This window comes from Streptomyces viridifaciens (genome assembly GCF_001888885.2).
Taxonomy (GTDB): domain Bacteria; phylum Actinomycetota; class Actinomycetes; order Streptomycetales; family Streptomycetaceae; genus Kitasatospora; species Kitasatospora aureofaciens.
Genome location: NZ_CP090841.1, coordinates 598,049 through 621,582 on the forward strand (window position 1 = coordinate 598,049; position 23,534 = coordinate 621,582).

Genomic DNA, 23,534 nt, shown 5'->3' on the forward strand with positions numbered 1-23,534 from the left:
GTCATTCTCCCTTGTGACCGGTGGTCGCGACGGTTCCATTGCTGATCACTGCTTCGGTGCCGGTGACACCCGCCGCCGCCACCGCCGGAACTCCCGCCTCGCGCAGGAGGATCGCCAGGTGGCCGAGGGCCGAGCCCTGGTCGAAGACGAAGCCGGACACGTGCTCGATCAGCACCGAGAGCACCGCGTACGGGCGCGAGGCGACGACGATCGGCTTCTGGTCGAAGGCCTTGACGGCGTCCAGGATGCGGGCGAGGCCGTCGTGCTCGCTCACGTCCTGCGACTTGTTGATGCTCACCGCGGGCCCGATGGACAGGCGGCGCAGCAGCTCGTCGTCGTCCAGGCGCAGCAGCGGACCCTGCGCGGTGCCGGGCGAGATGGACACCTCGCCGTGGGCCACCACGACCGTGTCGTCACCGTCGAGCACGGAGTAGTCGACGAAGAACAGGCCCGGCCCGTCCAGGACCCACTCGATGGTCACCGGACCGTACTTGTCGTGCATCGCGGTGGTGAACCGGGCGATCTCGTCGAGGTGCTCCAGCAGCGCCTCGCCGCTGGGCGCGGCCGACACGTTCTCGGGCGCGTCGAAGCCGAGGGAGATGTCGCCGACCACGATCGTCTCGCCGCCGGCGGTCCCCCGGTTGAGCGCCATCAGGCCCTCGTCGGTGTACTCGACCACGAGGCCGTCGCCGGCCCGGCGGGAGATCACGCCGAGGCTGCCGCGGATGAAGTCCCGGACCACGACGGCGTGCAGGAGGGTGCCGTCGGCCGTGGCACCGGTGGTCAGCGCGAGCTGGTCGAGCACCTCCTCCTTGGGCACGACGATCTGACGCAGGGTGTCACCGAAGTCCAGGACGCACTCGTTCGAGCCGCCCGACAGCTCCTCCCGGAGCCGGCCGGCGGTGGCCTCGTCGTGCAGGCCCCGGCCGTTGAACTGGAGCACCCAGCCGGCGCCCACGGACACCCCGACGGAGTGCGCCATCCGGTGGGCCGGTCCGCGCTTGGCCGTGTAACCGCCGTAGACGGCCGCGACCTCGGCCAGGTGGAACGAGGCGGGCAGCTCGTCGAAGTACAGCCGGTAGGACTCGGCCACCGGCTCCGACGAGACGCGCGACTGCTCGCGGACGGCCGTCAGCGGGCGGACCTGGATGAGGTGCAGGCCCTCGTCGTCCACCGCCCACTCGACGTCGACGTCCCCTCCCTGCTGCTCCCGCAGCGCCCGCGCCAGCTCGACCACCTGGGCCAGGGCCTCCTGGTCACCGGCCGGGTGGGAGGCGTCGGCGTCCGCGAGCTCGGCCGAGTCGGTGCGCTGCGGCACGGCGACACCGGCCACCAGCTCGTCGGCGAGCCCCTCGACGTACTCGATGCTCACCCGCTGGTCCTCGGCGCCGTCCAGCCCGGTGAACGCCACGCCGGCGAGGCGCGGACGCACCAGGCGCTGGACGATGACGGCCAGCCGCGGCGCCGGGTCGAAGTCGCCGGCCCGGATGCGGGCGGCGACGGCGGGGGCCTCGTAGTAGGAGCGCCAGCACTGCTCGACGGCCGCGATCGCCTCGTCCGCGCCGCGCACACCCAGGATCGACTGGTGCACGCCGGCCTGGCTGGAGCCCTCGGTGTCCTCGTCGAGTCCGGAGGAGCGGACCGCGAGCTCCACGTCGGCGTCCTTGAACACCTCGTTGAGGCGGGCCCGGAGCAGCTTGCGGGCGTCGTCGCCGAGCCGGATCTGCGCGCCGGTCTTCTGGATCCGCTCGACGGTGTCGGTGAAGAACGCGCCCACCGTCGCCTTGAGGTCGCTGAACGCCTCGGCGAGGTCGGCCCGGTGCTCGTCGGTGAGCGAGTCCACGAACTCCCCGGCCGGCACCACGAAGGCGGTCGGCACCCGGAAGGCGTGGCTGGAACGGGCGAGCTGCGCGAACTTGGGGCCCACCTCGGCGACTTCGACGCTGGCGCCGAGTCCGGGGAAGCGCTGACGGGCGAACTGCTTGTCGAAGTCGACGTGGATGTCGCTCGACCGCGGGCCTACGGAGCCCTGGTACTTGCCGTCGTAGAGGACGATGTCACCCTGGGGGCGCCACCACATCATCTGACCGATGTTGATGCCGCTGTACACCCGGACCCGGTTCATCGAGTAGAGCTGCAGGGTCCACTGCCCCGTGTAGCCGATGTCGCCCAGGCTCGCGGAGAGGTTGATGAACAGGCCCAGTCGGGCCACCGAGGAGCGCGCCGCGAAGGTGGGCGCGTAGTGCTCGCTGCCGAGCACCTCGATGGTGTGGGCCAGGTAGAGTCTCCCCGGTTCGAGTACGTATCCCTCCTCCGGGATCTCGATCTCCTCGAACTCATTGGTCTGCCGGGCGTCCAGCGGCATAGTCTGGTAGACCCGCAGGGTCTTTCCGAGCCGGAAGTTGTAGCTGTTCGGGTTGACCTGCTCAGGTGTGAACGGCTCGATGGTGATGCGGCCGTTCGCTCGCTCGCGCGCTATCTCGTTACCCGTGAGAATCATCGTTATCCATCCAGTCGCTCCCGATGTGGGGGGCACTACGTGTGCGGGGAGGTCCTTCGGCCGTACGGCTCGCCCGGCGCGGTGGTCCGCCTGGGCGGCTGCCTAGGATCGGTCGTCCGCCGTGACCTGCGCAGTTGTCACCGACGAGGCCACCGGCAGGCCGCCCCAGCCGGTATCGCCGGGAAGGGCGACCATGATCGCGCCCGCGATGAGTGCGAGGCCCGAGAATCCGAGGGCGATTCGTCCGACGAAGCGCCGGGCGAGCTCGCCCGCACTGAGGTTTCGCATGCTGTTCGTCATCCAGTCATGAGGAACCCCTTGCGTCACAAGGGGTGGGGTGTTGATCACCTTGCCACGAGCCCGCATTAAGATACGGCGCGCTGACCGTGCACCTTGCTGCATGGCAACAAGTTCCGCGGCGTGCAGACCGGTTCGAAACGGGGTAATTCCGGCATATGGATAGACGTGCGGTCGACTCGCAGCTCCTCCATCAGCTGTATGGATATGTGCTCTCACGCAAGGATCCCGTTGCCCGGGTTGCCGACTTCGCCACCGTCTACGGGGGTTCGGCCGAGGAGGCCGAGGAACTCGCGGAACAACTGCTCGCCATGGGCCTGCTCGCCCACGACCCGCGCGGAGGCCTGGTCGCGATCTCCCCGGACGAGGCCGTCGCCCGGCGCGTCAGCCCCCTCGAGCGCGAGATGCGCGCGCGACGCTCCCTGATCGAGCGCAGGCGCGGCCAGCTGATGTCCTTCCTGCCCGTCTTCGAGGCGAGCCTGAGCAATCACCAGTCACCCGGACCGTTCGAGGTGATCGAGAGCCTCCCCGCGGCCCTGACCGCGATCGAGGAACTCGCGGCCGGCTGCGAGGACGAGGTGTTCACGGCGCAGCCGGGCGGCGCCCGTGCGGCCGACATCCTCGAGGAGGCCGCGCCCCGCGACGAGGCGATCCTGCGCCGGGGCATCCGGATGCGCGTGCTGTACCAGCACACCGCACGGTTCAGCCCGGGCACCAATGTCTACGTCGAGAGGATCAGTCGGCTCGGCGGCCAGGTACGCACGCTGGACGACCGTTTCACCAGGATGCTGGTCTTCGACCGGAAGACCGCCGTCATCGCGGTGCCCGGCAACCCGAACGCCGCCGCCATCGTGCGGGAACCGAGCATGGTCGCGTTCATCGTGGACACCTGCCAGCGCCTGTGGCTGATCGCCCAGCCCTTCACGGCGGAGTCGAGCTCGCACGCCGAGATCGAGAGCAACCTGCGCGAGGCGATCGTCCGGATGCTCACCGAGGGCATGACGGACTCGTCCATCGCGCTGCGCCTGGGCATGTCCGTACGGACCTGCCGCCGCCACATCGCCGACCTGATGACGGACCTGAAGGCACAGAGCCGCTTCCAGGCGGGCTACGCGCTCGCCATGTCACAGCTGCTCAACACCGACGCGCGGGCCGACACCGGCGAGAGGTGACGTGCCGGTCCCTCCGCGCGGACGTCCGTTCGTCTCCTGGTCCCGCGACGACGACCGGTGATCCGGCCCCCGGCTCCGCCACGCCCTCAGACGCCGAGGCCGACGTCGGCGAAGGGCGGGGCACTCAGGCCGAGCGCGCCGCCCGGCGAGCAGGACGAACCACATCACGCACCCCGGCGTCGGACGCCCGCACCCACGGCTCCAGGGAGTTCCTCCAACTCGCTTGGCGACAAGGTACGTTGAGGCATGACGCAGACAACCCTTCCACCGACGCCGGGGACCGCCGTACTACCCCCGGCGCTGCGCGGGTGGCTCGGACCGGTTGCGGGGTCCGCCGCGTCGGTGGTCGCCCTGCTCGGGGTCCGGTACGCCGGTGAGGGCGGGCCGGGGAGGGCGGACGCGCGGGTCGGGGCCGCGGTGGAGGGGGTGCGGCCGCCGTGGCGGTCCGTCGCACTGCTCCTGGACTCCCTGGGGGAACCGGTGGGGGCCACGGCGCTGGCCATGGCCGTCGTGACGGGCTGTCTGCTGCTCCGGCGCCCTCGCGCGGCGGTGTTCACGGTTGCCGCGGTCGGCGCGACGGTGGGGGCGGCGACGCTGCTCAAGCACCTGGTGGGGCGCACGATCCACGGCGAGAACCTGTCGTACCCGAGCGGGCACACCGCCTTCGCCACCTCGCTCGCCCTCACGGTGGCACTGCTCGCGACCGGCCGCCCCGGCCAGGACGGCCACCCCAGCCGGTACGGGTTCGGGCTGGCCGCGGCGCTGGTGGCCGGTGCCGCCATGGGCTGGGCGCAGGTCGCCCTCGGCGCCCACTACCCCACCGACGCCCTCGCCGGCTGGTGCACCGCCCTGGCGCTGGTACCGGTGACCGCCTGGCTGGTGGACCGGACGGCCGACCGGCGGGCCCGTCGAAGGGCCGACGCCGGTCGACAGCCGGGTCGCTGACACGCCGCTCCCCGAGGCCGCGTCACGCCAGGCGGCGGAACACCGGTTTCACCGGCCGCCCGCCCAGCCAGGGGGTGGGGTCACCGGCGTCCAGGGCCTTCCGGTACACGGCGCACGCCCCCGCCACCACGTCGACGGTGTGGTCGATGTCGGCCTCGTCGAGTGCGCTGCTCACCACGAACGACGGGGCCAGCACCCCGCCCGCCAGGAGCTGTCGCAGGAACAGGGTGCGGTACGGCTGCGACGGCTGTCGCCGCTCGTCGAGGGTGGCGTACACCAGGTTGCTGGCCCTGCCCCGGACCACGACGTGGTCGCCGACGCCCGTGGCGGCGGCGGCCTCGCGGACACCGGCCGCCAGCCGCTCCCCGAGGGCGTGCAGTCGCGCGGTGACGCCCTCCTCGACGTAGGTGGTCTGGACAGCCATCGCGGCGGCCAGCGAGTGGGTCTCCGCGCCGTGTGTGGTGGACAGCAGGAACACCCGGTCGCCGACCCCGCGAAGCCCGCCCCGCTCCATCAGGTCGCGGCGCCCGGCCAGCGCGGAGACGGCGAAGCCGTTGCCCAGCGCCTTGCCGAAGGTGGAGAGGTCGGGGGCGACTCCGTACAGGCCCTGGGCGCCGGCCTCGGACCAGCGGAAGCCGGTGATCATCTCGTCGAAGACCAGGACGCAGCCGTGCCGGTCGGCCAGTTCGCGCAGGCCGGCGAGGTATCCGGGCGGCGGCTCGGTGTGGCCGGCGGGTTCGAGGACCAGGCAGGCGACCTCGCCCCGGTACCGGGTGAGCAGTTCCTCGGTGGCGGCCAGGTCCCCGTAGGGGAAGGCCACGGTGAGTTCGGTGGTCGCGGCCGGGATCCCGGCGGACATCGGCGTGGTGCCGATGAACCAGTCGTCGACGGAGAAGAACGGCTGGTCCCCGCAGACGGCCACCAGCCGGCGGCCGGTGACGGCGCGCGCGAGCCGCACGGCGGCGGTGGTGACGTCGGAGCCGTTCTTCGCGAACTTCACCATCTCGGCGGTCGGCACCGTGGCCAGGAAGTGTTCCGCGGCCTCGACCTCCACGACGGACGGCCGGACGAAGTTGCTGCCGCGGTCGAGTTCCCGCCGCACCGCCTCCAGGACGCGAGGGTGGGCGTGGCCGAGGCTGACCGAGCGCAGGCCGGAGCCGTACTCGACGTAGCGGTTGCCGTCGACGTCCCAGACGTGGGCGCCGCGGCCGTGGCTGATGACCGGGGCCAGGCCGTCGGGGTACTGGTCGTCGCCCTTGGCGTAGGTGTGGGCGCCGCCGGGGACGAGGGCGTGCAGCCTCTCGTTCGCGGACCGCGACCGGGGCAGGGAGAACTCTTCGGCGTCCACGCCGGACCTCACCTCTCCTCTTGGCTCAGGGCTTCGGCGAGGCTCGGTGCCTTCCGGTCCCGCTCGGACATCGATGTGGCCGGCAGCGGCCAGGGGATGGCGAGTTCGGGGTCGTCGAAGGCGATCGTCACGTCCTCGGCCGGGTCGTGCGGGCGGTCGATCCGGTAGGAGACGTCGGCCGTCCCGGTCAGCGCCTGGAAGCCGTGGGCGCAACCCGCCGGGACGTACACGCTCGCCTGGGTGTCGCCGGACAGTTCGAAGAAGGCCCGGCCGCGGTAGGTCGGCGAGTCCGGCCGCAGGTCCACCACGACGTCGAAGACCCGCCCGTACGAGCAGCGCACCAGCTTGGCCTCGCCGGCGCCGGAGCGCAGGTGCAGGCCGCGCAGCACGCCCCGGACCGAGCGGGACAGGCTGTGCTGGACGAAGGCGTTCGGGTCGAGGCCCACCGAGCGGAGCACGTCGGCGTCGAAGGTGCGGCAGAAGAAGCCGCGCTCGTCGGCGTACGGCGTCGGTTCGAACAGGTACGCGCCGGCGATCGCCGGAACTCCGGTCACCTTCACGGCGTCTCCCTCGGAGTGTCGGCCCTCGAGGTGTCGGTCCTCGGGAAGAGGGCGGTGGTCAGGGCGGTGAACTGCTGCTCGAGCTGCCGACTTGCCGTCCGGTTCCGCTCCTCGAGGGTCTGCCGCAGCTCCGCGGACCGTTTCTCCAGCTCCCGGAACTGCTCGAGCAGCCGGTCGGGGTCGACCTCGCGCGCGGGGTGGCAGTACGCGCCCAGCCCCATCCGCTCCATGAGGGCGTCGCTCTTCGCCGCGTAGCTCAGGGCGAGGGTCGGTGTGCCGGCCTTCAGGGCGCAGACCAGATTGTGGTAGCGGGTGGCCACCACGGTGTCGGCGGCGGCCGTCTCCGCCGTCAGGTCGGCCAGTGAGGTCGCCTCGACGGCGGAGGCCAGCGGCGAGTCCACCGCGTCGAGGATCGCGGCGACCACGCGCGCGTCGACCCCGTCGCCGGTGAGCAGCCGGACCGGCCGCCCGTCCTCGACCAGCGCACGCACGAAGCGGGTCGTGCCGTCGAGGTAGCGCCGGTGGATCCGCTCGGCCCGCGCGCGGTCGTCGTTGCCGCCGTGGAAGTCCATGACGCCGACGCAGACCGGGCCCGGGGAACCCGGCGGGCCCGGGGAGGCGGTGCCCGGCGGCGTCGGCAGGGCGAAGGCGAGGTCCGGGTGGACCGCGTCCCGTGCGGTGTCCACGCCCATCGCCCGCACGGCGTCGCGGGACAGCGCGTCCCGGTAGGACCGGTAGGCGGCCAACCGCGCCGACCAGCGCACCAGGGCCCGGGTCGGCCGGTCGGCGATCGCGGCGGCGCCGACACCGACCAGCGCCACCCGGGTGCCGAACAGCCGGCCGGAGGCGCAGAGCAGGAACAGCGCGTACGGGAAGCCCCAGGGCCGCAGCGGCAGCGTGGCCTCCAGGACGCCCATGCCCGGCACGATCACCACGTCGTGCCGGCGCACCCAGGCGGCGGTGCGGACGGGGTCGACGAGTTTGCCCAGGCCCTTCGCCGCGATCGCGCCCGCCCGCGAGGCGGTCCGGTACTCGCCGCGGTACCAGTTCAGCCGGGTGGCGGGGATCCGGTACCGGGCCGCGACGACCTCGGGTCCGCCGCACAGCGCGTCCACGGCCGCCTCGGGGTGCTCGGCGCGCAGGTAGCCGAGCACGGCCTCCAGCGACCCGTCGTTGCCGAGGTTGCCGGAGCCGAGCAGGCCGAACAGCCCGACCCGCACGGGGGTTTGCCTCGTTCGCGCCGGTTGCCTCGTTCGCCTCATGTCCGCCGCCCCTCGCGTCCGGCCACCAGGGCGTCGACGGAGACCGTGAGCCGGGCCGGATCGGCCGGGGCGCGGTCCTCGACCCGCTCGCCCGCGCCCGGCCGCAGCCGGCTGGTCATCCAGGTGGCCAGGTGGCGGCGGCAGGCGCGCCGGTCGTCCGGGGAGAGCGGCGCCCGCCGGATCGCCGAGGCGAAGCCCCAGACGTACTCGGCGAGCAGGCGGGGCGTCGGGTGCAGCGGACCGGCCCGGCGCGGGTCCAGGTTGACGCACCGGGAGCGCTTGGAGGGGTTCGCCCGCTCGGCGCGGGTGGGGTGGTCGCGGCGGAAGTACAGCAGCTCCGGCACCTGGTGGAAGGGCCCGTGCAGGGTGATCTCTGCGACGAAGGTGCGGTCCGCGTGGTGGTAGCTGTCGTGCGGCTTCACCCGGCGCAGCACGTCGGCCCGCATCACGCCGTAGAAGTCGTCTCCCCCGGGCTCGAACAGCAGGCTGCGGAAGCGCTCCGGCGCGTACGGCGAGTCGGTGGCGAGCCCGTACTCGTAGGGGACCTTGACCCGGCCGTTCTCGTCGATGACGGCCTGGCCGGAGTGGGCGAGGATGATCTCCGGGCGCTCGTCCAGCGCCTCCACGCAGCGCAGCAGCAGGTCGCGGGCGTAGAGGTCGTCGTGCGAGGCCCACTTGAACAGCTCGCCGCGGCACTGGGTGAAGACGTGGTTGTGGTTGGGCGCGGCGCCGATGTTCCGGGGCAGTCGGAGGTAGCGGATGCGCGAGTCCCGGGCGGCGTAGCGGCGGCAGATGTCCCGGGTCGAGTCGGTCGAGGCGTTGTCGGAGACGACCAGCTCGAAGTCCTCGTAGGTCTGGCCGAGCAGGGCCTCCAGCGACTCGGCGAGGTACTCCTCTCCGTTGTACACGGGCAGGCCGATGCTCAGCCGGGGAACGGCGGTCACGGTGTCCTCACTTCGGGGATGGGTTCGTGGTGGCGTTCGCGCAGGGCGGTCCGCAGTTGCAGCCACCACAGGGCCGAGCCGCAGGCGGTCGCGGCGGCGACGCCCCAGGCGGAGCCGACGGTGCCGGCCGCGGCCGCCCCGCCGAGCCCGCCGCCGAGGTAGCAGGCGGAGGCGAACAGTTGGCAGCGCAGGCTGCGCCGGGCCGCGGCGAGGGCGCGCAGCCCGGCCGCCGCGCCGCTGCCGAGGCCGGCGCCGGCCACGCCGAGGGTGGCCGGGACGATGAGCTGGGAGGCGGAGTGCCAGACGTCGCCGAGGACGAGTTCGCCCGCCCGGTCCGGCATCAGCAGCAGCGCCGCGCCCCACAGCAGCGCGGCGGCGGCCTGTCCGCCGCCGAGCAGGAGGCAGAACCGGCCGAGCCGGTTCGGTGACCGCCGCAGTACCCGGGCCGCCTCGGCGACGGTGACCAGCGACAGTCCCATCAGCAGGGCGAGGAACGGGCCGAGCAGGAGCTCGGCGCCCCGGACCGCGCCCACCGCGCCGACCCCGGCGATCGCGCCGAGCCCGTACGCCCGCAGCTGGCCCGCGCCGCTGAGGCTGACGTTCTCGACCAGGTACCGGCTGCCGAGGTCGCGCTGCTCGCGCAGCCAGCCGCGGGCCCGGGCCACCCGGGGCCGCAGACCGGACTGGAGGCAGCCGTACCCGGCGGCGACCGCGGCGGAGGCGCCCCAGGCGAGCAGGAAGGCGGCCACGGTGCCCACCCGGGCCGCCAGCACCATGGCGGGGACGAGAACGACGCCCTGCACCAGGTCGTTGCTGAAGGCCTTCTTCCCGCTTCCGGCGGCGAAGAACGCGAACCGCCAGGCGTCCTGGAGCAGCAGCGCGGGCAGCGCGACGCCCAGGCAGGCGAAAGCGGGCCCGACCCGGCCGCCGAGGCCGAGCCCGACCAGCAGGCACACCCCGCCCAGGGTGGCCCCGACGGCGAGCGCGGCCCCGGTCGCCCGGGCCGCGGCCGCCCGCCAGGGCGCGTCCGGCACGCCGCTGAAGCGCACCACGAGCGGGTCGGTGGCCAGCCCTCGGGCGACGTTGAGCACCACGCCGTAGGTCAGCCAGGCCAGGCTGAACACGCCGAAGGCGCTCACTCCCAGCTCGCGGGCCACGTAGATGCCCACCGCGAAGTTGGTCATGCTGGAGGCCGCCTGGTCGGCCAGCCCCCAGGACAGCCGGCCGACGACGGCCCGCGCGGCGCTGCGCCGGGCCGGCGCCGGCGCGGGCCCGGCGGCCGGCGCCGGTGCCGGTGCCTCCACGCCCTCGGTGGTCATCGGCGTCAGGCCTTGATCAGCCCGGCGCCCCGGAGGGCGTCGGCCGCGACGGCGACGGTGTCGAAGGGCAGCCCGGAGCGCTCGGCGACGTCCAGCAGGCTGTGCCGGCCGTCGGAGAGGCTGAGCACCCACAGCATGGCCATCTGCGCCTCCTTGGCGTCGCTGCGCCCGCCGAGCGAGTCGTACAGCCCGCGCCGGCCCAACTGCGGTTCGCCGTACGGGCTGAGGTTGAGGTAGCTGCGGTTGCGGTCGAGCAGGGAGAAGGCCTCGCGGCAGACGGCGAGGGTGTCCGCCATCGCCTCCGGCCGCACGAAGTCCGGGTTGTCCGCCGAGGTGTGGTACTCGGGGTACCCGGCGTACGGGGTGCGGCTGAGCGAGCCGACGCCGAGGTCGAAGCCGGGCGAGCAGAACTGCCGCTCGTCGTAGCCGTACGGGGTGAACTCGGTGATGCGGTGGGGGCGTCCCGAGGCGGCCAGGACGTGCCGCAGCACCCGGTCGATCTCCGCGTCGCCGCGCCGGCTCTGCTTGTACGTCAGCTGCCCCCGGTCCCCGGCGCAGGCCAGCACCAGGCCGTGCTTGACCCGTTCCACCCGCTCGGCGTTGCGGGCCAGCCAGGTGATCGCCCCGATGGTGCCGGGGGCGAACAGGAAGCGGTAGGTGTGGTACGGCGTGCGCTGCGCCAACTCCCTTGCCAGGAAGGTCGCCACGGCGATGCCCGCCAGGTTGTCGTTGGCCAGCGACGGGTGGCAGACGTGGCAGGAGACGATCACCTCGTCGGCGACCTGCCCGGGGACGACGTGCTCGGCGTAGGTGAGGTGGCCGTCCGCGAGCGTGGAGTCGATGCGCACCTCGTAGTCGCCGTCCGGCAGCGCGTCCAGGGTGTCCTGGGCCAGGCAGAACCCCCAGTCGGCCGTGTAGTAGCTGGTCCGGTACGGCACCCAGCTCGGGTGGTCCGGCAGGGTGTGGAGGTGCCGGCGCAGTTCGGCCAGCGGCACGGTGGCCGCCACCGGCACGCTGTAGCCGACCACGTGCAGGCTGGACGCGGCGAAGTCGACGACCCGGCGGCCGGTGGCGTCGGCGATGTACGCATCCCGGATGTTCCACTCCTGCGGCACCGTCCAGTCGAGCACCTGCGTCCCGGTCGGCACCTCGTGCACCCGCAACGGAAGGTACTCGCCGACGATCTCCAGGGTGGCGCGCACGCCGTCGCCGGTGATGCTCCGGCAGAGCGGGTAGAGCCGCTCCACCAGCGCGTGCATCTCCTCGCCGACGGTGGTCACCGGCGCCACCGCAGGGTGCCGTCGACGGTGCCTGCCTCGGCGGCCCGGCGCAGCACGGCCAGCCGGGTGTAGCGGCCTTCGAAGTCCTCCTTGGTCAGGGCGAACTTCCGGTAGGCGTCGGCGAGTTCGAGGGCTCCCCGCTTGACCGTCCACTCGCAGTCGAAGCCGGGGACGGCGGCCCGGAAGCGGGAGAAGTCCACCCGGTACGAGCGGGGGTCGGCGCCGGACTCCCCGGTGATCCGCACCTTCGAGCCCTCCACCGCCTCGGCGACCTGCTCGGCGATCTCGGCCACCGTGACGTTGTTCGTCTCGCTGCCGATGTTGAACGCCCGGTCGTGCACCGCCTCGCGGGGCGCGACCAGCGCCGCCGCGAAGGCCCGGGCGATGTCGGCGGCGTGCACCAGCGGTCGCCAGGGGGTGCCGTCGGAGAGCACCAGCACCTCGCCGGAGAGCAGGGCGTGGCCCACCAGGTTGTTCAGCACGATGTCGGCGCGCAACCGGGGCGAGTAGCCGAAGGCGGTGGCGTTGCGCATGTACACGGGGGTGAAGTCGCCGTCGGCCAGGTCGTGCAGGTCGTCCTCGACGCGCACCTTGGACTCCGCGTACGGCGTCACCGGGCGCAACGGCGCGTCCTCGCCGACCAGTTCGTCGCCGCCGGCGGCGCCGTACACCGAGCAGGTGGAGGCGTACAGGAAGCGCTTCACCCCGGCCTCGCGGGCCAGTTCGGCGAGCTTCACCGAGGCGTGGTGGTTGATGTCGTAGGTGAGGTCCGGGGCCAGCGAGCCCAGCGGGTCGTTGGAGAGCGCGGCCAGGTGGATCACGGCGTCGACCCCGGCCACGTCCTCGGCGGTGACGTCGCGCAGGTCCACCCGGCGCCCGGGCGGGTCGGCGGGGGTGGGGCCGAGGACGCAGTCCGCGAACAGGCCGGAGTCCAGTCCGACGACCTCGTGCCCGGCCCCGGCGAGGACGGGGGCCATCACGGTGCCCAGGTAGCCCTGGTGTCCGGTCAGCAGTACGCGCAAGGGTCAGCCCTCCAGGTCGAGTGTCAGTTTGGTGGCGGCGAACGCCTCGGCGTAGCGCGCGTGGCATTCGATGCCGCGGATCCGCGCCAGTCCGAGGAAGGCCTCCCGGTCGTACCAGGGGCGGTGGCGCTGCGAGGCGTAGTGCTCCTGCAGCAGCCGCGCCTTCAGTTCGGCGGTCTCGGTGGACAGCGGCTGGTAGGCCGTGGGACGGCCGAGGTCGGCGTCCCACTTGACGATCTCGTAGCCGAGCACCAGGTGGTCGCGGAAGGCGGTGGGCATCAGCTCGGCCAGTCCGCAGTGGTCCTGGTGCGCGTCGTCGGTGCGCGGGGCGAGCACTACGTCCGGCTCGCACCGCGCCCGCAGCTCCTCCACCGCGGCCTTGGCCTCGTCCCAGTGGGCGGGCAGCCGGCCGTCGGGCAGCTTGAGCACGGTCAGGCGCAGGTCGGCGCCCGGGCAGAAGGCGGCGAGCGCGGCCCGCTCCTCCTGCTCCCGCTCGCTGCCGCCGCCGGAGAGCACCAGGGCGTCGACCCGCAGGCCCGGGTTCGCGTGACACACCGTCAGCAGGGTGCCGCCGGCGCCGATGGCGATGTCGTCGCAGTGCGCCCCGACCGCGGCGATGCCGTTCAGGGGCCCGGCCCCGAGGCGGATCACGCCGCGCCCTCCCGCTCCCAGACCGCCCACGGGCGGTCGCCGTGCGCGTAGGCGGCGTCCAGGGCGGCCCGCTCCTTCACGGTGTCGGTCGGCTTCCAGAAGCCGCGGTGCCGGTGCGCCACCAGCCTTCCGCGTTTGGCGAGTTGGGTGCAGCCGTCGGCGACCAGGTCGCCGTTCTCCGGAATGTGGTCGAAGACCTCCTGGCGGAGCACGAAGTACCCGCCGTTCTCCCACAGCGGCATGTCGCTGACCGCGGTGATGCCCCCGACCAGGCCGTCCTCGCCGAGGTCCACGCAGTGGAAGGAGGACTGCGGCGGCACCACCATCATCGAGGCGCCGGCGTCCCGCTCGGCGAAGCGGTCGATCATCTCCGGCAGCGGGGCGTCGGTGAGCACGTCGGCGTAGTTGGCGAGGAACATCTCGTCGCCGTCCAGGTGGTGGCGCACCCGGCGCAGCCGCTCGCCGATCGGCGACTCGATGCCGGTCTGGGCGAAGGTGATGGTCCAGGAGGCGATGTCGGTGGACAGCAGCTCGGTCCTGCCGCCCCGCAGCACGAAGTCGTTGGAGGTCGTCTCCTCGTAGTTGAGGAAGAAGTCCTTGATGTGGTGGGCCCCGTAGCCGAGGCAGAGGATGAACTCGGTGTGACCGTAGTACGCGTAGTAGCGCATCACGTGCCAGATCAGCGGCCGCGGGCCGACCATCGCCATCGGCTTGGGCACGTCGTCGGAGGTTCCGCTGCGCATGCGCAGCCCGTAACCGCCGCAGAACAGGACGACCTTCACCGCTTGGCCTCCACGATGCTCAGTTCCGGGACGGGGAAGACCAGTCGGCCGCCCCACTCGTGGACGAAGGACAACTGCTCGACCAGCTCGGCCCGCAGGTTCCAGGGGAGGACCAGGACGTAGTCCGGCCGGTCGACGGCGATCTGCTCGGGTGCCAGGACCGGGATGCGGGTGCCGGGGGTGAACCGGCCGTGCTTGTAGGGGTTGCGGTCGACGGTGTACGGGAGCAGGTCGGGCCGGATGCCGCAGTGGTTGAGCAGGGTGTTGCCCTTGCCCGGGGCGCCGTAGCCGACGACCGTCTCGCCGCGCTCGGCCGCGTCGATGAGGAACCGCAGGAGGTCCCGGCGCACCTTGGCCACCCGGGCGGAGAACTCGGTGTACCCGGACAGCTCCTGGAGTCCGGCGGCCTTCTCCCGGTCCAGCACCTCGGCCACCCGCCGGCCCGGCTCGCCGGCCGCCTCGGCCGGGCGGGCCCACAGCCGGACGGAGCCGCCGTGGGTGGGCAGCAACTCGACGTCCACCAGGGTGAGTCCGCCGCTCGCCAGCGCCCGGGCCGCGGAGGCGACCGTGTAGTACTGGAAGTGCTCGTGGTAGATGGTGTCGTACTGGTTCTCCTCGATCAGGGTCAGCAGGTGCTGCACCTCGATCGAGACCCAGCCGTCGTCGGCCACCAGGGCGCGCAGCCCGCGGGTGAACCCGACCACGTCGGGGATGTGGGCGTACACGTTGTTGGCCACGACCAGGTCCGCCGGGCCGTGCTCGGCGCGGACGGCCGCGCCGGTGTCCGGGGAGAGGAACTCGGTGAGCGTGGGCACGCCCGCCTCCCGCGCCGCGGCGCCGACGTTCACCGACGGCTCGATGCCCAGGCAGCGGATGCCCCGGTCCACCACGTGCCGGAGCAGGTAGCCGTCGTTGCTGGCGACCTCGACCACGAAGGCGTCGGGGCCCAGGCCGAGGCGCCGGACGGCGCCGTCGACGAAGCTGCGGGCGTGCTCCACCCAGGAGGTCGAGTAGGAGGAGAAGTACGCGTACTGGGTGAAGGTCTCCTCCGGCGTGATCAGCGGGGGGAGCTGCGCGAGCCAGCAGTCGGTGCAGACCCGCAGGTGCAGCGGGTACGCCGGTTCCGGCCGGTCGAGTTCGTCGGCGGCGAGGAAGCTCTCGCACGGCGGGGTCGCCCCCAGGTCGACGACGCTGGCCAGCGCCGCCGAACCGCAGAGTCGGCATCGTGTCATGTAGTGCCCCCATTCCCGCCCGCGCGGGTTCCCCGCGGCGGGCCAGCGTTCGTGTTCCCTACCGGCGGCGCGCCGTCCGCGCCGCCGGACCGACCCGCGATCGCGGTGCGGTACCCCTCCAGCAGGCGCTCCAGCCCGACGGCCGGACCAAACCCCTGCTCGTAACGGCGCCGGGCGGCCCGGCCCATCTCCCGGTTGCGGTCCGGCTCGGCCGCGATCCGGCGGATGCCGGAGGCCAGCGAGGCCGCCTCGCCCGGCCGGTGCAGCAGCCCGGTCACCCCGTCCTCGACCAGTTCGACGAAGGCGCCGTGACCGGCGGCGACGACCGGCACCCCGGCCGCCATCGCCTCCACGACCACCAGGCCGAACGCCTCCAGCCAGGTCGAGGGCGCCAGTACGGCGACCGACCGCGCGACGGCCTCCCGGCACCGGGCCTGGTCGTACAGCCCCGCGTACCGGACGTCGTCCCGGCCCGCCGCCCAGGCGGCCACCTCCCGCTCCAGCGGCCCCGCGCCGGCGACCACCAGCGGCACGCCCACCCCGCCGTCCGCGGCGAGCCGGTCCCAGGCGGCCATCAGCAGCCGCACGCCCTTGGCCTCCGCGAGCCGGCCGAGGTAGAGCAGGTGCTCTCCGGCACCGGTGCGGCCGACGCCCGGCTCCGGCACGAAGTTGTGCTTGACCGCCAGCCGTTCGGGCGGCAGGCCGGCCCGCACGAGGACGTCGCGCTGCGCCGCGGAGATGCAGAAGAACCGCTCCACCCCGGACCACCAGCGCCGCCGGTTGACCGCGAGGCTGACCGCGAGCGGCACCGTCGCCAGCCGGGAGCCGCGGTAGCAGCCGTGCCGGACGGCGGGCAGCGGCGAGCCCCCGACGCATTCGGTGCACGGCCGGCCGTCCCGCTGGAGCGTGCCCGGCGGGCAGATCTGGGTGTAGTTGTGCAGGGTGGCGACGGCGGGCACCCCGGCGTCGGCGCAGGCGGCCAGCACCGCGGGCGACAGCAGCGGGAAGACGTTGTGGACGTGCACCACGTCCGGCCGCCCGGCCCGCAGCCGGCCGGCGAGTTCGGCGCGCACCGCCGGGTTCCACGGCACCAGCAGCGGCACCGCGGCCCTGCCCGGCAGGGAGCGGGCGGCGATGTCGTCGCTGCGCCGCTCGAACACCTCGACCCGGTGGCCGGCCCCGCGCAGCAGCGCCACCTCCTGGTCGACGACCTTGTTCTCCCCGCTCGGCTGCGCCGAGCCGTAGCGGTTGTGCACCACGAGGACGTGCATGGTCAGGTCACCTCTTCGGGCGTCGGGAGGGGAGCGGCGGGGGCCGCCAGCAGCGAGGCGGCCACGGTCAGGTGCAGCAGGTACGGCGAGGCGTCGCCGAGCCCGGCCTCGGTGTACGAGGCGATGGCGCAGTAGCTGATCAGGAAGACCGCGCAGGCCCTGGACAGCGACGGCGGCCGCAGCAGTGCGACGCCGCCCAGTGCGAGGAAGACCGCCGCCACGATGGCCGTGCCGGTCAGGCCCTGTTCGTTGTAGACGGCCAGCCAGCTGTTGTCGATCGGCAGCCCGCCGAAGGACTTGTCGCCCAGGCCGGTGCCGAACAGCTGCTCCAGGGTGGTGCGGGGCGCCGCCAGCAGGGCGTCCCAGACCTTGGCCCGGCCGGTGAGGTTGGAGAAGTTCTCCTGGCTCTGGCCGCGCAGGAACCACGCCTCCAGCAGGGAGCTCAACCCGACGGCGGCCGCGGTGGCGCACAGCACCGCCCAGCCGAAGAACCTGCGGGCGGCGGCGCTGGTCAGGACGAGCGAGCCGATCGCCAGCGCCAGTCCGAGGATCAGGCCGAGGGTGGCCGTCCGGGTGTGGGTCAGTGCGAGCAGGACGAGTGAGGGCACGATGATCGCCGCCGCGCTGGACCCGGTGGTCCGGCGGCCCAGCAGGAGCAGCACGGTCAGCCCGACGATCACCGCGGCGTACTGGCCGATCTGCGGCGGGGTGAGCGGCCACAGCGCACCGACCAGCCGTCCGCCGTAGAGCTCGGGCATCGCCGCGCCCGGGGAGACGACCAGGCCGGCGGCCACCGAGACCAGCACCGCGAAGTACATCCGGACGTGGTACCGGACGAACGCCGGTCCGCCGTCCCACCAGCGGCTGAGCAGCCACAGCGTGCCGACGAAGAGCGCCAGCCGGAAGCAGCGGAACAGCGCGCCGAACCCGGACTCCAGGTGGGCGCTGGAGACCACGCTCAGCACCAGCAGCAGGGTCAGCAGGCACAGGTAGGCGCTGGCCCGGATGCGCAGCCGCAGGTTGAGGACGAGCGCCAGCGTGAACGCGGAGACCAGCGCGCCCATGGTGGCCATCTGGATGAGGGAGCGGGGCAGCGGGATGACGGTCACCGCCCCGGCGGAGCCCAGGGTGTTGAGGATGAGCAGCCCCCAGATCACCTCGACGGTCCTGGGCGGGGCGGCCGGGTGCGGCGCGGGGCCGGGGCGCACCCGGCCGGTGTCCTCGGCGGCCGGCCCTCGGCGGGTCGGTTCCCGGCCCATCTCAACCACCCGCCCGTGGCCGGAGGGTGCTGCCCGCGTCCTGCTGGTACGGCCGGCCCTGCCACTGCCCGAAGTCGAGCGTGCGGCTGGGGTCGTGGGCGACGAAGCTCCACGGCCCGAGGTAGGTGTTGTCGTGCCAGCGGTTCTGCTGCCCGCCGGTGATCGCCTCGGCCACCGGTTCGCCCTTGTACGGCGACCAGTCCGGGTAGGTGCCGTAGTTGGCCAGCACGGCCATCCGGCCGCACTTGACCGTGCAGCCGACCACGGAGGGGTCCAGTTCGAAGCGGTTGTCGTGGATGTCCACCCGCTGGGTCTTCCACCGGCAGTCGCCGTAGAGCGGCGGGGTGGCGATCGTCGGCTGGGAGCAGCTGTCGGTCCTCTTCACCAGCAGGGTGCAGTCGCCGGAGGAGGTGTTGGCCGGACTGTTGCAGAACCGGTCGGCGTTCTCCCACAGGGTGATCCCGGACCAGTTGTCCTCCAGCACGTTCCGGGAGACCTCGATCCGGTCCGTGCGGGCCGGGATCCGCGGTTCGCCGCCGGACTCGGACAGGTAGACGGTCGCGTACGGGAAGTTGTCGCCGCGGTCGGCGGCGTTGCGGCCCTCGACCCAGTCGTTGCGCCGGATCGTGTTGCCGCGGACGACCGCGTTGTAGCTGGTCTCGTAGATCAGCGCGGCACCGTCGTTGGCCTCCAGCACGTTGTCCTCGATGCGGAAGTCGTTGTTGTTGGTGTCCGCCCACAGCCCCGGGCCGCGGTTGTCGTGCACCCAGTTGCCGCGCACGTCGGCGCCGTTGACGGCCCAGAACTTGACGCCGCCGGTGCAGCCGCAGCCCGGCTGCCGCCGCTCCCACTGGTCGGTGTCGTTGCCGGTGATCTCGTTGCCCTCGACCAGCAGGTCGCTGACGGGGGCACCGGACTTGTACGCGTTGATGCCGTACTGGCCGTTGCCGCGCAGGCAGTTGGCCCGGACCCGCTGGTGGGCCCCGGCCATCAGCCCGGCTCCGGAGTTGCCCTGGATCGTGGTGTGCTCGATCACCCATCCGTCGGCCGAGTCGTGGTTGACCACGCCCTCGTTCTGCGGCGCGACGAAGCCCTGCACGGTGAGGTACCGGACGCTGACGTCGGTGGCGGCGCCGCTGAACGCGTACTCGTTGGTCCTCCGGCCGTCGAGCACCGCGCCCGGCGCGCCGAGGTAGCTGTCCCCCTCCTTGGGGACGACCTGGGCGTACCGGTCCGCATCGAGCGTGTGGGTCCCCGGCCGGAGCCAGAAGGTGGTGTGCGGGGGGCTGTTCCTGGTCTTCGCCGCGAGGTCGCCGACCACGGCGGGGTCGACCGTGACCGCGCCGGCCGGCGGGTCCGCCGGACCGGCCCCGGGGCCGGCGCACACCCGGGCGACGGCCGCCGACCCGGTCGGCGCGGCGGTCGGCTCCGGCGGGGCGTCCGAGCCGCTCGTGCAGCCCGTGGCCGTCAGCAGGGCGAGCGTCAGCGGCGCCGCCGCCCACGCCCCACCGTGCCGCCTCGTGATCCCCACGCTCGCCGCCCCCTAGCCCCGGAACCCGAGGACGGTGGTGAACCCCTGCGTGCCGTCGGCGAAGCCGGTGCCGACCAGCGTGGTGGCGGGTTCCCTGCGTCCGAAGCCGGCGGAGTACCAGCCCAGTGGCGGGTCCGTCTCGCCGCGGTGCGCCTGCCAGGAGAGCTGCCCGGGCAGGTCGAGCACGGCGGAGCGGTCCTCGCCGTCCCGGGTCCAGGTCAGTACGGCCCGGTGGCCCGTCAGGTCCGCGGTGACCTCCGGGCCCAGGTGGAACGCCAGGCGCACGGCCCGGCGCGGGCCGCGCAGTTCGTCGACCACCCGCAGCTCCCGGCTCGCGGCGGTCAGTTTCACCCGGCGGCGGTGCACCGAGGGCCGGTAGCCGTCGTGTTCGGCGCACCAGCGGGCCACCCCCGGGTCGGAGGTGTCCGCGACCAGGACGCGGGTGCGGGCGTGCCGGGTCCACAGGAACGGCCCGCCGGAGAGGGACTGGTCCTCGCCGTCCACCTCCAGGGTGTTGTGGCCCCGGGTCGAGCGGAAGTAGCGCCGCCATTCGGGCTGCCCGTGGTAGCAGTACGTCCCCGGGTCCGCGAGCACGTCGACGCCGTCGTGCCGGACCTCCAGGGACAGCGCGTCGGCGTGGGCGTGCGCGGCGATGGACAGGTAGCCGTGCGGACCGCCGTCGCAGCGGCACCAGATCTCCCCCGGCCCGCGCAGGATCGTCATCCCCGCGTCGGGGAAGTGGACCGGGCGGCCCGCCGGGCGGGACACGGCCGTGTCCCGCCCGTACGGGCGGATCAGCGCGGCCAGCAGCGGGGTGCGCGCATCGGCGCCCGCCGTCTCCGGCCACCAGGCGAGTCGGCCGAACACGGCGTCCCCGGTGGCCAGCAGCGAGGCCCAGCGGTCGGTGCCCGCGCCGTCCAGGACCAGTCCGTGCCCGTCGTCGGCGTCCCCCTGGCGCGGCGGCCGCAGCCGGTCGTCCACGACGGCCGCGAGGGCGTCGGTCATCCGCAGCAGCACCACCCGGACGGTCGCGGGGACGGGCACGGCGGCGGCGTCCGCCTCGGCCAGCGCGGCCAGGCCGAGTTCCAGGACGAGTCCGTGGTACTCGGTGGCCAGCTCGCGGTTGAGGCCGGACAGGAAGGTGTTGGCGCGCAGGTGCCGCTCCAGGGAGCGCAGCGCGCCGGAGCGCCAGCGCGCCGAGGAGGGGAACCACCCGAAGGCGCAGGCCGCGGCGAACTGCCCGGCGGCCTCGGCGATGACGTGGTTGTTCGCCGAGGACCCCCGGCTGGGGAAGGCGGCCAGCCAGCGCTGGTGGTGCCAGATCTGGTCCAGCGCCACCGGGTTGCGCTCGAACAGGGCGGCGGCGCCCGGCCAGCCGTCGAGCAGCCGGCGGATCCACACCCAGGACAGCAGCCGGATGCCCAGCTCGATGCCGCTGATCCAGTGCACGCCGCGCAGCGGCGGGTTGGCCGCCCACCAGGACCGCAGGTGCTCGGCCACCCGCTCGGCGTAGCGATCGTCGCCGGTGAGCGCGTGGGCGGCGGCGAGCACGGTCAGGTACTGGTGCCGGGAGGGCTCCCAGATCTGCTTGACGTCCCCGACCGCGTCCTCGTCGCGGTACGGCACGTCGAAGGCGTAGCCGGCCGGGGCGCGGCGCCCGGTCCTCGGGTCGCGCCACCAGTCCGGGGCGACCAGGTCGTCGCGCTCCACCCCGAAGAACTCGGCGTGCCCGTCCATCAGCCGGTCCGCCTCGGCGAGCAGGCGCTTGGCGGCCTCCGGCGGCACTGCGGCGAGCGCCCCGGCGGGCAGCACGGCGGTGAACCGGGCACCGGGCGCGCCCGGGCCGTGCGGCGGCACCGAGGACCGCCACCGCCGCCGGCGCACCGCGTCGCCGACCCGGCCGCCGACCTCCTGCGGCCCCATCCGCGACAGCCGCCGCAGGTACCAGCCCGCGCTCATGGTCACAGCGACCTCGCCAGGGTCACCGGCGCGCCGCCGACCAGGGCGGCCTGGACGGCGAGGGTGGCCGCGGTGGTGGCGACCAGCGACTCCAGCGGCACCGGCATCGGCCCACCGGTCCGCACGGCCCTGACGAAGGAGGCCAGTTCGGCGGACTGTCCCTTGTCCCTGGCCTTGGGCAGCCGCGAGCTGACCCACCGCTTGCTCCCGTAGACGGACGCGCGGACGAAGTCGTCGAGCTTCAGCACCTTGCCGTCCGCGACCAGGTCCAGCGTCTCCTTGGGGAAGCCGGGCGCGCCGGCCGTGACGTAGCTGAGGGTGGCGGTGGAGCCGTCCGGGTAGCGCAGCACGATCTGGAGGTCCTCGTTGCCGGACGGGGCGACCGCGTACACCGAGACCGGGTCGGCCCCCAGCAGCCAGCTCGCGGTGTCGACGAAGTGCCCGCCCTCACCGGCGAACCGCGAACCCTCGGTGCCCTGTTGGAGGTACCAGCTGCCGGGCTGCAGCCGGCCCGCGTTGACCAGGTAGCGCAGGCTCGCCGGGCCGGTGCGGGCGCCGAAGCGGGCCTTGGCCTCCCGCAGCAGCGGCGCGAACCGGCGGTTGAAGCCGACCTGCAACCGGTCGTTGCCGGACTCCTCCACCGCCGCCAGCACACCGGCCAGTTCGTCCTCGGTGAGGGCCAGCGGCTTCTCCACGAACACCGTCTTGCCGGCCAGCAGCGCCCTGCGGGTCAGTTCGGCGTGCGAGCTGTGCCGGGTGACCACGAACACCGCGTCGACGGACGCGTCCCCGAGCACGGCGTCGAGGTCGGTGGTCGCCCGGGCGAAGCCGAACTTCCGCTGGGCGTTGGCGGCGGACAGCGCCGTCGTGGTGACGACGGCGGACAGTTCGACGCCCTCGCGCCGGGCCAGGTGCGGCAGCAGCATCGAGGTCGCGTAGTTCCCCGCGCCGACGAAGGCCAGCCGCACGGGCGACCTGGAGGGCCGGGCCGGGGCGGCCGCCGTGCCGCGGCGCACCGCCGGCACCGCAACCGCCGGAGCCTGTGCCTCCCCCGCCCCCGCCTCCCCGGGGTAACGGAACAGCACGGCGACGGCCTTCAACTCGCCGTCCTTCAGCTGCCGGTAGGTCTCGACGGCGTCCTCGAAGTCGGCGATGCGGGAGATCAGCGGTTCCACGTCGACCCGGCCGCGGGCGGCGAGGTCGAGGAAGCAGGCCAGGTTGCGGCGCTCGGTCCAGCGCACGTAGCCGATCGGGTAGTCCCGCCCGTCGAGCTCGTACTCCGGGTCGTAGCGCCCGGGGCCGTAGGAGCGGGAGAAGCGGACGTCGAGCTCCTTCTCGTAGTACGCGTTCCACGGCAGGTCCAGTCGGCACTTGCCGATGTCGACGACCCGGCCGCGGTCCCGGGCGAGCCGGGCGGCCAGCTCGACGGGCTGGTTGCTGCCGCCGCCGGCCGCCAGGTACACCTGGTCCACGCCGTGGCCGCCGGTCAGCTCGGCGACGGCGTTCTCCACGGCCGCGGAGCCCGGGTCGCCGCAGGCCACGGCGCCCAGCCGCTCGGCGAGTTCGCAGCGCACCGGGTCGGGGTCGGCCCCGACGACCCGCACCCCCGCGGCGGCGAGGAGCTGCACCACCAGCTGCCCGATCAGGCCGAGGCCGATGACCAGCGCCACCTCGCCCAGCTGCGGCTCGCCCTGGCGCACGCCCTGCAGCGCGATCGACCCGACGGTGCCGAAGGCCGCGTGCCGCGGCGCGAGGCCGTCCGGCACCGGGACGTAGAGGTTCCTCGGCACCCAGTTCACCTCGGCGTGCAGCGCGTGCTCGTTGCCCGCGCAGGCCACCAGGTCGCCGACCTTCACGTCGTCGATCCCGGCGCCGACCTGTTCGACCACCCCGCACAGCGAGTAGCCCAGCGGCGTGTAGGAGTCCAGCTTGCCCATCACCTTGCGGTACGTGGCGGGCAGCCCGTTGACGGCCACGCTCTGCACGACCTTGGCCACCTGGTCCGGCCGGGAGCGGGCCTTGCCCAGCATCGACATGCCGGCCTCGGACACCTTCATCAGCTCGGTCCCGGTGGAGATCAGCGAGAAGGCGCTGCGCACCAGCACCCCGCCCGGCTTGCACCCCGGCACCGGCACGTCGAGCACCGACAGTTCGCCGCTCTTGTAGTTCTGCACAACCTGTTTCACCGGAAGTCCCCTTG

At 73.5% G+C, this 23,534-nt stretch carries 19 protein-coding genes; 2 read left to right on the forward strand and 17 right to left on the reverse strand.

The window, feature by feature from the left end:
* Position 1: 1 nt before the first annotated feature.
* The gene (locus BOQ63_RS10090; protein WP_030283412.1) at positions 2 to 2,500 is read right to left on the reverse strand and encodes a dCTP deaminase domain-containing protein; all 2,499 of its coding nucleotides are present in this window, start codon (positions 2,498 to 2,500) and stop codon (positions 2 to 4) included.
* A 102-nt stretch (positions 2,501 to 2,602) separates the two neighbouring features.
* On the reverse strand, positions 2,603 to 2,800 hold the full coding sequence (locus BOQ63_RS10095) for a hypothetical protein (protein ID WP_030598029.1): 198 nt from the start codon (positions 2,798 to 2,800) through the stop codon (positions 2,603 to 2,605).
* Between the two features lie 206 nt (positions 2,801 to 3,006).
* Between BOQ63_RS10095 and BOQ63_RS10100 the strand changes: the two genes are divergently transcribed.
* A complete protein-coding gene (locus tag BOQ63_RS10100) occupies positions 3,007 to 3,969 on the forward strand; it encodes a helix-turn-helix domain-containing protein (protein WP_046385539.1) in 963 nt (320 codons plus the stop codon).
* A gap of 246 nt (positions 3,970 to 4,215) precedes the next feature.
* Complete coding sequence (locus tag BOQ63_RS10105) at positions 4,216 to 4,914, forward strand: phosphatase PAP2 family protein (protein WP_030283409.1); 699 nt, start codon at positions 4,216 to 4,218, stop codon at positions 4,912 to 4,914.
* 22 nt (positions 4,915 to 4,936) lie between these two features.
* On the opposite strand, the gene BOQ63_RS10110 is transcribed toward BOQ63_RS10105, so the two are convergent.
* Genes BOQ63_RS10110 through BOQ63_RS10180 form a run of 15 tightly spaced genes read right to left on the reverse strand, consistent with a single transcriptional unit; the run spans position 4,937 to position 23,520 of the window.
* Complete coding sequence (locus tag BOQ63_RS10110; protein ID WP_030283408.1) at positions 4,937 to 6,262, reverse strand: glutamate-1-semialdehyde 2,1-aminomutase; 1,326 nt, start codon at positions 6,260 to 6,262, stop codon at positions 4,937 to 4,939.
* An 8-nt stretch (positions 6,263 to 6,270) separates the two neighbouring features.
* Positions 6,271 to 6,822: a dTDP-4-dehydrorhamnose 3,5-epimerase family protein gene (locus BOQ63_RS10115; protein WP_030283407.1), complete on the reverse strand. Its 552-nt coding sequence runs from the start codon at positions 6,820 to 6,822 to the stop codon at positions 6,271 to 6,273.
* Positions 6,819 to 8,084 (reverse strand): polysaccharide pyruvyl transferase family protein, encoded by a 1,266-nt coding sequence (locus BOQ63_RS10120; RefSeq protein ID WP_046385704.1) that lies wholly within the window; start codon positions 8,082 to 8,084, stop codon positions 6,819 to 6,821. Before BOQ63_RS10120 ends, BOQ63_RS10115 begins: the two co-directional genes overlap by 4 nt.
* Positions 8,081 to 9,028 (reverse strand): glycosyltransferase family 2 protein, encoded by a 948-nt coding sequence (locus BOQ63_RS10125; RefSeq protein ID WP_030283405.1) that lies wholly within the window; start codon positions 9,026 to 9,028, stop codon positions 8,081 to 8,083. Before BOQ63_RS10125 ends, BOQ63_RS10120 begins: the two co-directional genes overlap by 4 nt.
* A complete protein-coding gene (locus BOQ63_RS10130; RefSeq protein WP_150475792.1) occupies positions 9,025 to 10,347 on the reverse strand; it encodes an MATE family efflux transporter in 1,323 nt (440 codons plus the stop codon). Before BOQ63_RS10130 ends, BOQ63_RS10125 begins: the two co-directional genes overlap by 4 nt.
* 5 nt (positions 10,348 to 10,352) lie before the next feature.
* A complete protein-coding gene (locus tag BOQ63_RS10135; protein ID WP_030283403.1) occupies positions 10,353 to 11,636 on the reverse strand; it encodes a DUF4910 domain-containing protein in 1,284 nt (427 codons plus the stop codon).
* Positions 11,624 to 12,649 (reverse strand): NAD-dependent epimerase/dehydratase family protein, encoded by a 1,026-nt coding sequence (locus BOQ63_RS10140; protein WP_030283401.1) that lies wholly within the window; start codon positions 12,647 to 12,649, stop codon positions 11,624 to 11,626. The genes BOQ63_RS10135 and BOQ63_RS10140 overlap by 13 nt, the downstream gene beginning before the upstream one ends.
* A gap of 3 nt (positions 12,650 to 12,652) precedes the next feature.
* Positions 12,653 to 13,300, reverse strand: coding sequence for a PIG-L deacetylase family protein (locus BOQ63_RS10145; protein WP_072654105.1), 648 nt, complete (start codon positions 13,298 to 13,300; stop codon positions 12,653 to 12,655).
* The gene (locus tag BOQ63_RS10150; RefSeq protein ID WP_030283396.1) at positions 13,297 to 14,082 is read right to left on the reverse strand and encodes a sugar phosphate nucleotidyltransferase; all 786 of its coding nucleotides are present in this window, start codon (positions 14,080 to 14,082) and stop codon (positions 13,297 to 13,299) included. The genes BOQ63_RS10145 and BOQ63_RS10150 overlap by 4 nt, the downstream gene beginning before the upstream one ends.
* Entirely contained in the window at positions 14,079 to 15,314 is a 1,236-nt protein-coding gene (locus BOQ63_RS10155; protein WP_030283394.1) for a class I SAM-dependent methyltransferase, read from the reverse strand. The genes BOQ63_RS10150 and BOQ63_RS10155 overlap by 4 nt, the downstream gene beginning before the upstream one ends.
* Positions 15,311 to 16,585, reverse strand: coding sequence for a glycosyltransferase (locus tag BOQ63_RS10160; protein ID WP_037829370.1), 1,275 nt, complete (start codon positions 16,583 to 16,585; stop codon positions 15,311 to 15,313). Before BOQ63_RS10160 ends, BOQ63_RS10155 begins: the two co-directional genes overlap by 4 nt.
* Before the next feature lie 2 nt (positions 16,586 to 16,587).
* Positions 16,588 to 17,844, reverse strand: a complete 1,257-nt coding sequence (locus BOQ63_RS10165; protein WP_030283389.1) for a membrane protein — start codon at positions 17,842 to 17,844, stop codon at positions 16,588 to 16,590.
* A gap of 1 nt (position 17,845) precedes the next feature.
* The gene (locus BOQ63_RS10170; RefSeq protein WP_030553510.1) at positions 17,846 to 19,375 is read right to left on the reverse strand and encodes a right-handed parallel beta-helix repeat-containing protein; all 1,530 of its coding nucleotides are present in this window, start codon (positions 19,373 to 19,375) and stop codon (positions 17,846 to 17,848) included.
* A gap of 12 nt (positions 19,376 to 19,387) precedes the next feature.
* Positions 19,388 to 21,334, reverse strand: a complete 1,947-nt coding sequence (locus tag BOQ63_RS10175; protein WP_107488483.1) for an alginate lyase family protein — start codon at positions 21,332 to 21,334, stop codon at positions 19,388 to 19,390.
* Between the two features lie 2 nt (positions 21,335 to 21,336).
* On the reverse strand, positions 21,337 to 23,520 hold the full coding sequence (locus BOQ63_RS10180) for a bi-domain-containing oxidoreductase (protein WP_150475793.1): 2,184 nt from the start codon (positions 23,518 to 23,520) through the stop codon (positions 21,337 to 21,339).
* Positions 23,521 to 23,534: the final 14 nt, after the last annotated feature.